Annotated in this window: 14 protein-coding genes; 3 read left to right on the forward strand and 11 right to left on the reverse strand. The window is 33.7% G+C overall.

The window, feature by feature from the left end:
- Window positions 1-12: 12 nt before the first annotated feature.
- The 7 genes from RQ907_RS04645 to RQ907_RS04675 form a co-directional block, all read right to left on the reverse strand.
- Window positions 13-1,221 (reverse strand): relaxase/mobilization nuclease domain-containing protein, encoded by a 1,209-nt coding sequence (locus tag RQ907_RS04645; RefSeq protein WP_311492225.1) that lies wholly within the window; start codon window positions 1,219-1,221, stop codon window positions 13-15.
- Window positions 1,221-1,601, reverse strand: a complete 381-nt coding sequence (mobC, locus tag RQ907_RS04650; RefSeq protein WP_297791279.1) for a plasmid mobilization relaxosome protein MobC — start codon at window positions 1,599-1,601, stop codon at window positions 1,221-1,223. Before mobC ends, RQ907_RS04645 begins: the two co-directional genes overlap by 1 nt.
- A gap of 267 nt (window positions 1,602-1,868) precedes the next feature.
- A complete protein-coding gene (locus RQ907_RS04655) occupies window positions 1,869-2,831 on the reverse strand; it encodes an AAA family ATPase (RefSeq protein WP_311492226.1) in 963 nt (320 codons plus the stop codon).
- Window positions 2,828-3,751, reverse strand: a complete 924-nt coding sequence (locus tag RQ907_RS04660) for a DNA primase (protein ID WP_311492227.1) — start codon at window positions 3,749-3,751, stop codon at window positions 2,828-2,830. Before RQ907_RS04660 ends, RQ907_RS04655 begins: the two co-directional genes overlap by 4 nt.
- 89 nt (window positions 3,752-3,840) lie before the next feature.
- Window positions 3,841-4,224 (reverse strand): plasmid mobilization protein, encoded by a 384-nt coding sequence (locus RQ907_RS04665; protein WP_276907129.1) that lies wholly within the window; start codon window positions 4,222-4,224, stop codon window positions 3,841-3,843.
- 10 nt (window positions 4,225-4,234) lie between these two features.
- Entirely contained in the window at window positions 4,235-5,305 is a 1,071-nt protein-coding gene (locus RQ907_RS04670; protein WP_276907127.1) for a site-specific integrase, read from the reverse strand.
- Window positions 5,306-5,316: 11 nt separating this feature from the next.
- Window positions 5,317-5,508 (reverse strand): hypothetical protein, encoded by a 192-nt coding sequence (locus RQ907_RS04675; protein WP_007392548.1) that lies wholly within the window; start codon window positions 5,506-5,508, stop codon window positions 5,317-5,319.
- Window positions 5,509-5,669: 161 nt separating this feature from the next.
- Here RQ907_RS04675 and RQ907_RS04680 point away from each other — a divergent pair, with 161 nt between their 5' ends.
- From RQ907_RS04680 to RQ907_RS04690, 3 genes are read left to right on the forward strand one after another with little or no spacing between them, the layout of a single operon-like run.
- Window positions 5,670-6,281, forward strand: a complete 612-nt coding sequence (locus tag RQ907_RS04680) for a helix-turn-helix domain-containing protein (protein WP_311492228.1) — start codon at window positions 5,670-5,672, stop codon at window positions 6,279-6,281.
- Window positions 6,282-6,306: 25 nt separating this feature from the next.
- A complete protein-coding gene (locus tag RQ907_RS04685; protein WP_311492229.1) occupies window positions 6,307-7,371 on the forward strand; it encodes a hypothetical protein in 1,065 nt (354 codons plus the stop codon).
- The gene (locus RQ907_RS04690; RefSeq protein ID WP_276907114.1) at window positions 7,355-7,498 is read left to right on the forward strand and encodes a hypothetical protein; all 144 of its coding nucleotides are present in this window, start codon (window positions 7,355-7,357) and stop codon (window positions 7,496-7,498) included. The genes RQ907_RS04685 and RQ907_RS04690 overlap by 17 nt, the downstream gene beginning before the upstream one ends.
- 134 nt (window positions 7,499-7,632) lie before the next feature.
- On the opposite strand, the gene guaA is transcribed toward RQ907_RS04690, so the two are convergent.
- The 4 genes from guaA to RQ907_RS04710 all read right to left on the reverse strand — a co-directional run.
- Window positions 7,633-9,165: a glutamine-hydrolyzing GMP synthase gene (gene guaA, locus RQ907_RS04695; protein ID WP_311492230.1), complete on the reverse strand. Its 1,533-nt coding sequence runs from the start codon at window positions 9,163-9,165 to the stop codon at window positions 7,633-7,635.
- A gap of 21 nt (window positions 9,166-9,186) precedes the next feature.
- The gene (locus tag RQ907_RS04700) at window positions 9,187-10,017 is read right to left on the reverse strand and encodes a pyruvate, water dikinase regulatory protein (RefSeq protein WP_311492231.1); all 831 of its coding nucleotides are present in this window, start codon (window positions 10,015-10,017) and stop codon (window positions 9,187-9,189) included.
- A 9-nt stretch (window positions 10,018-10,026) separates the two neighbouring features.
- Entirely contained in the window at window positions 10,027-12,090 is a 2,064-nt protein-coding gene (gene glyS, locus RQ907_RS04705) for a glycine--tRNA ligase subunit beta (RefSeq protein WP_311492232.1), read from the reverse strand.
- A partial coding sequence (locus RQ907_RS04710) for a glycine--tRNA ligase subunit alpha (protein WP_311492233.1) occupies window positions 12,083-12,561 on the reverse strand: 479 nt, incomplete at its 5' end. The genes glyS and RQ907_RS04710, both read right to left, overlap by 8 nt.

The raw sequence follows: 12,561 nt of genomic DNA on the forward strand, positions 1-12,561 counted from the left end.
AATGCAGGATTTTCACGATTTCACTCTTTGTATCAACGCTATGCACTCCACATGTCTCAAGTGCGGAAATTGCTTCAGAAAAATATTTATTTCTTCATAAGACTTCTGATAGGCTTCCACATCTTTTCTGTTCATCATCATATAAATCTTGTCGTTTGGATTTTTTCGGTAGCCTTCATAATGTTCTCTTTTACTGATACAGATTTGAATATGTTTAACAACTTCCTTCATCCTCTTTTGTTCCCTTGAAAGTTTATCAAATTCCTGTCTTAGTTCATTCTTTTCATTGGCTATTCGACTAATGCCACGCTCTAATTCTACCATTGACTTAAAGCCTTTGTTTCTAATCTCAACCAGCGTTGAAGCCGCTGTTTTAAGATTATGCTTTGTCACCCAATGCTCATATCCTTTGCTGGAATTTGCTTTATCGTTGTTCTTAATGTCTATGATATTGCCCAGATCTTTGTCTTTATTTCGGATTCTTTCTTTGATTTTTTCTTCTGTGTAATTATCCCCTATGGTTTTCGCTCTTGTAAATCTCTGCTGATTTTTCTGTTTGAAAGCAATATACTTTCCAAACTTAATTTCATATCCATATTGTTCCATTATTTTAAGAAAATGTTCCCAGCTTATTGCTTTTTGAATTACTCTATCCATATCAAATTGAAGTCTTGATTTATAACTTTTACCTTTTTTATCCTCATTCCAGTCATACCAATTCACAAACTTTCTTCGCTTAATCTCGTTGATTTCCTTTTGTATTTCTTGGTCGATGACAGATAAATTATGCTCCTTACATAGCTTGTCGCTTTGATTTCTGATATTCGTATAGGAGCCGTAATAAGAATGATAAACCTTGCCCTCGTCCACATCTATGGAATTAAAAATGATATGATTATGAATATGGTCTTTGTCTATATGTGTTGCTAAAACATATTCATATTTCCCGCCTAAAATCTTTTCACATAACTCAATTCCAACTTGATGTGCTTCTTCAAAGCTAACTTCTTCCGGAACAAAAGATTGAATCAAATGATGTGCTAAGGTCTTTGTTCTTGAGTTAAATTGTTTCTTAGTAAGTTCAAATTCCTTATGAGCATTTTCTCTGCTACACAGGTGTGTTGTAACATAGATTTCATCATCGGTTTTATCACCATTACAGATATAGTCTATGGCTTTTTTAAGTGTTGTTTTAATCGGATGTATCTTTGTAACTGCCATCAGCTTATTGCCTCATTGATAATATAGTCCGAAACTTTTTCTCTAAATCCTGATAAAAAAAGTAGTTCTCGCTGCAAGGCTTTCTTGATACTTTCAATATCATCTTTATAAATAGCTCCTGTACTGTTTGCTGCCTTTGCAATCTGATTCAGGTTCACTGAGTTACGACTGACAAGGGAAGAAAGTTCTCGCAGTTCTTTTCTAAACTTACCGGATAAATCAATGCTAATAATTCTATTCTTGAAAATACTGTCTCTATAAAACTCTCTTTTGCTCTTAAAATTGGTCAAAGCAAATCTTCTGTTAAGTTCTTTCATATCATCTTCATTTATCATAAAATGAACAGTGTAATTATTTTTTCGATTAACACTCTTTGACATTTTTCATCACTCCTTTCTTCTTCGGGGTCTTAGGGTTCTCCCTAAATATTTCAAATTTGAGTTATCAAATTTCAAGCCTACTTTTTGGGTGTGGTCAAAAAGTATATGCTTGCTATCAACATGTAATTCATAATTTTTATAAATTAGTCTTTAACTTGCACAGAAAAAATAGATGTAGATTCTTCAATTACCGTTTGCACCGTTCATACCGCACGACATTCCCTTACACATGAAACATCAAACGGTACGAACGGTTTGAACGGCATTTTAATAAATCACATCCTCTGAATTATATTTAACTTGATAGTTATTGTTGTTTTTCCCTCGCTTCATGGTAATACTTATTCCATTTTTCCTGAGAATATCCTTATTACGATTTAATGTCTTTCCAAACTGCTGAGGACTTTCAATTTCTAAATTGATTTTGGAACAAATATCTACGATTGTTCCCTCTATTTCTTTTAATCTCGGCATTACTTGTACCAGCCTTTGAATTGATGGCTCAAGCATTTCAATCGGATCAATTTTATCAAGTTCTAATATCTTCTTTGACGGATGAATTTTAACCTGATATATCTTTGACTCAAATAGCCTACTGGTTACATCTAAACTAAACTCTGTATCAAATTCAGAAGCTTTATTTATAGCTATAATCGTATCTACTGAACCGGATAATGCCTGTGAACCGATTACCTTTTCACTCACACTTTTGATAGATGCATCCTTTTTTGTGTGGTACATCATAATAAATGTGCAACCATACTTATCTATTAAATCATAGTATTTTGCCATCACTTCATAGGTATCATTGTGATCATTAGCATTATATTTTCTGTCATATTTGATTTTAGAAAAGGTGTCTACAATAAATACTTCATAACCTAAATCCGTATCTGCTTTCACGATTCTTTCAAAGTCATCAAAGTCTACATAACTTGTTCCTTCATAGAACTTCATGGTGTTCGAACAAGGTAATTCTAATCGCTTAACTCTCTCTTGAATGAGCCTTCCTGAGAGTTCGTTGCAATAGTAAACAACCTTTGCCTTTTTAACTTTATTTTCAAGAAAATCAATTCCTTCGTTGATACATATACCAAGATTTAGTCCTAATGCAGTCTTTCCTTTTTTAGGAGAAGCTACTATCAAAGTAATGCTTTTTCTTGCAATGATGTTGTACACAATATACTTATCAGAGGCATCAAACTCAGTATCTATCGTATATGCTTTCAACGAACTACCTCCCTCGTTTTTCTGTGATAGTTATAATCCCAATAATTCGTTCCGCCTACTTCCTGTGCCTTCTGAATGCTCTGGTTTAAGTATTTAATATATGCTGTCTCTGTTCTTCTCTTACTCATATCACCCATTCGGTTTAAGGCTGATTTCAGGAAGAGCTCAAGCATTAAATCTGCATTACCATGTGTAAAACTGTTTAGAATAAGAAGCAATTGAAAATCGTCTTTACTGGCATCACCTGTAGAATATTCTCCTCTAAAAAGCTCTCTACCTTTGCTATTTGTCATATAGATAGCCTTTAAAATTCCTTCAATATCCGGTACATCACTATCTATATTTTTATAATAGGAAATTCGTTCTCTTATCGTTTCTTTAATAGCATATTTTTCATAATAAAGGTTCAACTGATACTGTTCATTCTGTATTTCTGTGCAAGTTCCTATAACATCACCTGTCATAGCAATACATTTATTTGATTTATACATTTCAAAATGATCAATTTGATTATTGATGTTTTTGTGGATTTTGCCCTTAGCAAAGATATGAACTCCATTTCCTGATACAGAAATTTCTTTATATGTTTCTCCAAAATCACTTATTATCTCTTTTACATCCTCAAAGCTATCCTTAACCTTATCTAAATCAATGCAGACAAATGGATCATCTTCAGTTAATACAAAAGATAGTCCGTCACAACCACTTCTTTCTAGTCCCTCTAAGGCTATTTCAAAACTTCCCCAGTTTTCTCCTTTGTTCCACTCTTTTGATTCACAAGTAATTGGACTAATCGGAATTTTTACCATTTTCATCTTTCCGTTGTTATCTTCGTTATGATAAATCTTGAACCATAACCACTGTTTGCGTTCTTTTAATTCTTGTGGAATATTGTTAATATAATTTTCTTTATTTATCATTTTTACCTCCATAATTGTGTTGATGATAGAAGTACAACCTGATAAAATATTTCTTGAGATTTGCAATCTTATCAGGTTGCTTCTTGGCTCTATCTATTGCCGTAGGTAGAGTCATTTTTATTTCTATTTACCGTTTCAAACATTTCCAGAATATATACCAGAAGTTCAAGCTTATTGTCTTCAATATCGCAGTCCAAATTAACATTTTCAAAATATTCTTCAAGCATTTTCAGTTTCGTTTTCAGTTCATCAAACACTCTTATATTTCCAAATACCTCAACTTTATGATTTATACTCATTTGAATCATATAATCCTGTTTGTTTAATCCTGATAATACTATTTTCTCTTCCAATAAACTTTTTTCTTCTGGAGACATTCTGAAATTCACTATAATATTTCTTTTTCTATTTTTATCGACTTTCAGTTTTCTACCTTTTGTTTGTAGACTTTCTCTTTTAAATATCTTACTCATCTTAATAAATTTAATTCCTTTCTTTCTCTATCATTTCAATGATTTCCAACTGCTTTGACGGATATAAATGTGCATAGTTTAAGGTTATTGAGATACTTTCATGACCTAATCTTTCTGCAATTACCACCGGAGAAAAACCTTGCTCTATCAAATAAGCAACATGAGAATGTCTTAAATCATGAACTCTAATTCGTTTTACTCCTGATAACTTACAAGCTCTATCCATTTCATGATGTAAATATGATTTTGTAAAATTAAATAGTCTCGCCTTTGAATCCAGATGATAAAACATCCCAAAGAAGTCTGACATTTCATCACATAGAAATTGTGGTAATTGAATTACTCTATTGCTTTTTTCTGTCTTTGGAGATGTAATGTAATCTTTTCCTTTTAACCTTTGAAATGATTTACTAATAATTAGAGTTTTCTTCTCAAGATCAAAATCGTCTTTTGTAAGTGCAAGCAATTCACCTTCTCTAATACCGCACCAATAAAGTATCTCAAAAGCATAGTATGAGGAAGGTTTGCTCTTAACAATTTCAGCGAATTTTTCATACTCCTCTTTAGTCCAAAATAACATTTCCTGTGCTTTCGCTTTTCCCATCTTAGTAGTTTTATGAACAGGGTTGCTTATTAAACCGTAATATTTATTGGCATGGTTAAGAATCGCATTTAGTTGATTTTGAATCGTTCTTAAGTAAGTTTGAGAATATTGTTTCCCCTCACCATCTGACTTTTTAAGCAATTCATTTTGCCACTGTAAAATATCTGGAGCTGTTATTTCAGCTATAGATTTCTTGGCAAAGTAAGGTATTATTTTCGTTTCTATAATATGAACCTTTGTCAAATAAGTGTTGTATTTAATTCTTGGCTTTAAATCGCTCAAATAGATTTCAACAAAGGATTCAAAAAGCATATTCAAATCTCTCGACTTACTTGCTAAAAACTCCCTTTCATATTCCAATGCCTCTCTCTTTGTAGCAAATCCACGTTTTGTATGGATTTGTTTTACTCCTTGCCAATCAACATACCTTAAATAGATTTTCCATGTGCCTCTTTCTTTATCCTTGCTGGCTGACACATCATCACCTCCTATACTTCTTTCGTTTGACCATAACAGTTTTCTTCATAAAATTTTCGATTAACCTTACCTGCAATCACTATCAGGTTCGGATTGTCTTTTAGCATTCTCTCATTTAATTCTTTTATCATTTTGTATGCTTTGGGTTTTGAAACTCCCCAATCTTTGCTGACTTCTTCAGCATCAACATACATCTTTCTCATATTTTTCCTCCTTTTCTATTTATTTGAACTTGCGATATATATTAGTATACTGATTTATATAACAGAAGTCAATAGTTGTTTCTGATTTTTATCCGAATTTCTCTTTATTTTTAGTATACGATTTGATATAATAATATATAATAAATATAGGAGATTATAATATGAATAATAAAACTGTATCGGAACGATTGAAATATCTTCGTTCTATAAATAAAAAAACACAAAAAGAATTTGCTGAGTTTTTAGGAATACCTCAGCCTTCTATGTCTGCATACGAAAACGGAAAAAACAATCCTACAATAGATGTTCTGATAGATATTGCCGATAAATGCAAAGTATCTTTAGACTGGCTTGCCGGAAGAAGTGACTATACTTTAGGTCTTTCAAGCTTGAGAGATTTTGTATTATTTATGTATGAACTGGCAATGAAAAAAGAAATCGGATTTGAAATAATTGTGGAAGATAAATTCCCCAATAATGACATTGAAACTGATGAAAATAAATGGAATGTCAAGCTTGTGTTCTATGGCAATGACAAAGAGCATCCGTTTAATGCAGATGTTTGCAATATTTTAAAAGAACTATCAGATAATCTGTTTGACTTGGAGTCCTACTCCATTACAAAAGAACAGTTTGATTCCATGAAAAATAAATCCGTAGAGTATTATTCTCTACCACTAACACAAAAAGAATTTGAGGAACTTTCAAGAGATGAAAGAGTAAAAAAGCATATTGAATATCTCAAAAAAAGTAATATACTTCAAGAGATATAGTTAGTTATAAGGAGGGTTTATTCATTTGAGTAAGAAAAAAGAGTTGGAAAAACAAAACTATGAGATAGATTTATCTAAAAAACATTTTATAAGTAGTAATGATAATATCAATATATTTTCCATGAACGACTATCAAACTGATGCCAAGAGACTGTTACACCAATTGATAAATACTTTTGAAATTGGAAAAACAGCTAACAAAATAATTAACCCGGAATTAGACTATGCAGTCAAATTTACTCCTGAATTGTTAAAAAAAATGGAAATGCACGATGTTCGTTTTCTAAAAGATAAAGTAACCGGAGACTTATTGCCTGATTTATATGATTATACCGAAAAAGGCTTAGGTGGGAAAATTCGATTAGAAATTAAAGGAAAAGCGACAAATCAAGACATGATAAATTTTCATAATGCCATACATAATATGTTTGAGCAGCAACAATATCAACTCCTAATGGAAGAAATCCAAGAGTTGCACATAATTGCAAAAAGAATCGAAAGAGGACAAGATAATGATAGATTCGCCAAGGTAAATGCAGGTAGAAAGCATTTAATAGATGCATTGAATTATAAAGGTAATCTTGATGAAAAAAGAAAGCTCATACTTGATTCACTTTCTATGCTAAGAGAAGGGAGGGAACTGATTGAAAAAACACTAATTGATAAATTAAATTCTTTGGAAGAAATTCCCGAATCTAAGCTAAAACTGATATGGACTTGTTTTAAAAAAACAAATTATTATGAAACTCAAACTACAAGATATAACGACATACAAGAATATTTTCAATATTATTGTATGTCTATAGAACCTATGGCATATGCATACACATACTTAAAACAGCCTCATCTAATATGCTCATTGTTGGATGATAGCAAAAAAGTTTTTGAACATCAAAATTTATATAGAATATCAAAAATTGAGCCTATGTTATCTTATAATAATTTTGAAGAAATGTGGTATAGATCACCAGAATATTATAAAACAAAATTGCTAAACACTTATGAACAAGACTATCATAATGATAATATACTAATACGATTTAAAGGTAACGAACTTTTGGAGGCAATGGATAATGAAAACAAACAATAAAAAAGAAAAAAATATTTATAGAATCGCAAGTCAAGTAGGCAAAGCCGTCAAACCAGTAGGACAAATTGCTTTAGGAGTAATTGTAATCCCAGTTATAAAATCAATATCTAAATTAATAAAAAAATAATTTACTTACAAAAACGCTAATCAGTCAATACCTACCGATTAGCGTTTTTATTTACAATAATTTTATTTGCAAGCATTTTGCAAGCATGCCACCTGCAAAATTACTATTTATAAGGCTTTAGAGCCTGTTTTTAACTATTCCCATTCGATTGTTCCTGGTGGTTTGCTGGTTATGTCGTAGACTATCCTGCCTACTCCTGCTACTTCGTTTATCATTCTGTTTGATAATTTTTGTAGTAGGTCGTATGGGAGGTTGGCGGCTTCTACTGTCATGGCGTCTGTGGAGGTGACGGCTCTGATGGCTATTACGTTGTCGTAGCTTCTGGCGTCGCCTTTTACTCCTACAGTTTTAATTGGGGTCCATACTGTGAAGTATTGCCAAACATCTTCGTTTAGGCCGAAGTTTTTGATTTCTTCTCTTAGGATGGCGTCGGTTTCTCTAACTATCCTTAGTTTGTCTTCTGTGATGTCTCCCATGACTCTGATTCCAAGGCCTGGTCCTGGGAATGGTTGGCGCCATACCATGTCGTGTGGGATGCCTATTGCTTCTCCTACGGCTCTTACTTCGTCTTTAAAGAGCATTCTTAGTGGTTCTACTAGGCCTTTGAAGTCCATGTCTTCTGGTAGGCCTCCTACGTTGTGGTGGCTTTTGATGACGCTTGCCTTATCTTTTCCAGATTCGATGACGTCTGGGTAGATTGTGCCTTGGACTAGGTAGGATGCTCCTCCGATTTTCTTGGCTTCTTCTTCGAAGACTTCAACGAAGTGGTTGCCGATTATTTTTCTTTTTGTTTCTGGGTCTGTGACTCCTTTTAAGAGGTCTAAGAATTCTTTGGATTTGTCTACCATTTTGACATTGAGTCCAAGATTTTTGTAGGTTTCCATTACGGATTTGGCTTCGTCTTTTCTAAGGAGTCCGTGGTCTACAAAGATACATTGTAGCTTATCTCCGATTGCTTTTGATACGATTGTTGCTGCTACAGAGCTGTCTACTCCGCCTGATAGGCCGCAGATCATTTTTTCGCCTTGGTATTTTTCTTTGATTTCTGATATGATTTCTGTTGCAAAGTCTGACATTTTCCAGGTTTTTTCTGCACTACAAATGTTTAGGACGAAGTTTTCTAGGATTTGCCTACCATATTCTGTGTGAACTACTTCTGGGTGGAATTGAACAGAGTATAGGTTTTTTTCCACATTTTCCATGGATGCTACTTCTGTGTTGGCTGTTTTTGATGTTGCTTTGAATCCTTTAGCTATGTTTGCTACTCTGTCTTTGTGGTTCATCCATACTATGGATTTTTCTGGTATATTTTTAAATAGTTCTGATTTTTCTTCTATTATTAATTCAGTCTTGCCATATTCTGCAAGTTTTGGGGTTTCGACGTCTCCCCCAAAAACTTGGTTTATAAATTGGTGACCATAGCAGATGCCTAATACTGGCACGCCTAGGCCAAAGATTTTTTCATCTGCTCTTAGACTTTCATCGTTATTTACAGATTGAGGTCCACCTGTTAGGATTATGCCGGCAAGGTTTGTTAAATCAATATCTTTTAGGTTTGTGTCGCAGTCGTAAATTTCTGCAAAAACTCCCATTTCTCTGACACGTCTAACTATTAGTTGGTCGGTTTGACCCCCAAAATTTAATACTAGGATTTTTTCTTTTGACATAGTTTTCCCTTCTTAGCTAGTTTAGCTTTTCTTTTCCCTTTCTTCTGGGAATTTCTCAAAATAGTACTCGATAATTTCTGTAGCTGTTTGTTCGATTGTGTTTTCTGTTACATCTATCACCTTGCAATCAAGGTCTTTGAAGACTTCTTTTGCGTAGTTTAGCTCATCTTCGATTCTTTGCATATCGAAATATTTGCTATCTCCTTCTAGACCCAGGGTTTTTGTCCTTTCGCTCCTAATGTTTGAAAGTTTATTTGGATCAATTATAAGACCTATTACCCTGTCAGGATCTACCTCGAATAGTTCTTGAGGTAGTTTAGATTCAGGTAAAAGTGGTAGGTTTGATACTTTGAAATTTTTTGTTGCTAGAATCATTGTTGTAGGGGTCTTTGATGTTCTTGATACTCCTACTAGGACTATATCGGATTTTAAAAATCCCCTTGGATCCTTGCCATCATCGTATTTTATGGCGAATTCTATAGCATCTATCATATTGAAATAGTTCGTAGAAAGTGTCCTGGTTAGGCCTGGTTTCCTTATAGCTTTTTTGCCAGTTAATTTTTCAAATTTATTGATTCCATAAGAAAGAATATCTAGAACAATTACATTATCTTCTTTGGCCTTTTCTCTTAAGTAAAGAGCTAGGTCTTTATCAGCCACTGTAATTACAATTACTGAGTCTTTATCTAGACCGTCCATGATTTCATCTATCTCAGACTTTGTTTTTATATCAGGTTTTCTAATTATCCTTGTTTCTAGGTCTGGAAATTGGATGGTGATAGATTTTATATAATTGATTGCAGTTTCTCCCGTCGAATCGCTTATAATAACAACCGTCAAAACATCTTCCATTAATATCTCCTATCTTACTATCTCAGAAATATCAAAAATATGAGCCATTCTTGTCTTAAACGCATTTAGCAAAGCTAATCTATTGTTTTTAACTTCCTCATTTTCTACATTGATCATTGTATTGTCTAGGTAATCATTTCCTACCAGACTTGTAGCTTGGATATTTTCAAGTTCTTTTTTGTAGTCAGCGCTACTTACAAGACCAATTTCTGCAAGTTTTTTGACTTCTCCGTAGAATTTCTTTTCAAGGTCTGTTTCCAAGAGGTCTTCTCTGATTTCTTTAGCTTGGCTATCCTTAGCTAGGTTGTTAATCCTAATCAAGTAAGAAAGTGAGTCGTCATTTTCTTTAATAAATTCACTAACAGCCTTGACTTTTTCACTCATTTTTAAAATATTTGTAAAGTTTGTATTTATTACAGAATTTACTATATCGTACCTATAGCCATCATCTAATAGCTTGTTTTTTAGCCTATCTTTGATGAAGGTTAGGGTTTCATTCATGGTTTTATCATAGTCAAAGGCTAGGGCGTTGGTTTCTGTATAAACTAAAAGTGCCTCTGCGATTAACTTTTTGATGTCAACGTCTATGCCATTTTCTAGGATAATATTTATTATACCAATGGCTGCCCTTCTTAGACCGAATGGGTCACGGCTGCCTGTTACATAATTTTCTATGGCATAAAGACCAACTATGGAGTCCATCTTATCTGCTATGGCAAGTAGGATGCCTACTACAGATTTAGGTGTCTCTGAATTTTGGTTTTTAGGTAGGTATTGTTCCTTGATAGCTGTGGCAACTCTTTGGTTTTCACCAGATTTTAGGGCATAGATAGCACCCATAGTTCCCTGAAGCTCAGTGAATTCTACAACCATCCTTGTTACTAGGTCTGCCTTTGATAAGTAGGCTGCTCTCTTAGCATCACAAGCTATATCATCACCTAAGTTTAATTCTTTTTGATAACGAGCGGAAAGCTCTACAAGTCTCTTGGTTTTTTGGCCCATATTGCCAAGGCCTTCAAAAAATACAAGGTTATCAAGGTCTTTAACATAGGTTTCTAATTTGTTTTCAACATCTAGGTTGTAGAAGAATTTAGCATCTTCAAGCCTTGCAACCAAGACTTTTTTATTTCCTTCGATTACATTTTGACTTTCATAGTCATCACCATTTCTAACTAGCAAGAAATATGGAAGGAGTTTTCCTGAATCGTCAAGAATAGGGAAATATCTTTGATGGTCCTTCATAGGTGTGGTGATAACTTCCTTTGGTAATTCAAGGTAGGCTGGATCAATATCGCCAACTAGGACTGTTGGGTATTCGACAATATTTACTACCTCATCAAGGAGATCTTCGTCTTTCATGTATTCTCCACCAACTTGGCTTGCTAGAGAGTTTAAGCCCTTAAGGATAATATCTCTCCTGTCCTTGCCCCTTAGGATTACGTAATTTTCCTTTAGTTTTGCTTCGTAATCAGAAATTTTTTCTATAAGGATCTTGTCAGAACCAAGAGTCCTGTGGCCCTTAGTTATATTTCCTACTTCAATACCTTCTGCATCAAAGTCTAGAATTTCATCATCAAGGAGGGATACAAACCACCTAATAGGTCTTGCCCACCTGATTGCCTTTCCTCCCCATCTCATTGACCTTGGGAAGGAGATTGATTTTACAAGTTCATAAACATTTTCTTTTAATATATCTTCTAAGGATTTGCTTTCTTCCTTTTTTTCTACAAAGATGTAGTTTTCACCCTTTTGCTCTTTGATAATCACATCTTCTAAGCTAGCCTTTTGGCCCTTTAAAAAGCCGAGTAGGGCTTTGGATGGGTTATTATCAGCATCATAGGCAATCTTTGCACTTGGTCCCCTAACAGAAATGATTTCTGCTTGGGCTTCTTCTGCAACATTTTTTAAAAGAACCATAAATCTTCTTGGTGTAGATTCGATTTCTACTTCTTCGTAGGATAATTTATTCTCAGATAAAAGTTTCTCGAATTTTTCCTTTAATTGGACCTTGGTATTTTTGACATAATCTGAAGGAATTTCTTCTACTCCAATTTCTAATAGGTAATTATGCATGCTTTTCCTTTCTTAAAAGAGGGAAGCCAAGCTCTTCTCTTTTTTCGATGTATTTTTGGGCAACTAGGCTTGATATATCTCTAACTCTTTTGATATAGTGGTTTCTTTCTGAAACAGATATGGCTCCCTTGGCATCAAGGGTGTTAAAGGTGTGGCTGGTTTTTAGAACATTATCGTAGGCTGGATAAATTAAACCAAGCTCAATTAGCCTTCCTGCTTCTTTTTCGTAAATATTAAATAGGGTTTCTAGGGTATCATTGTCTGCATCTTCGAATGAATATTTAGAATTTTCATATTCTGGAAGTTTGAAAACATCACCGTAAGTTAAGTTTTCTGACCATTTGATGTCGTAAACATTATCTACGTCTTGGAGATACATACAAATTCTTTCAAGACCTATGGTAATCTCTCCACTTTCTAAGGCACAGTTAATACCACCTACTTGTTGGAAATATGTAAATTGGGTAATTT

It is taken from the genome of uncultured Anaerococcus sp., from assembly GCF_963510575.1.
Classification (GTDB): domain Bacteria; phylum Bacillota; class Clostridia; order Tissierellales; family Peptoniphilaceae; genus Anaerococcus.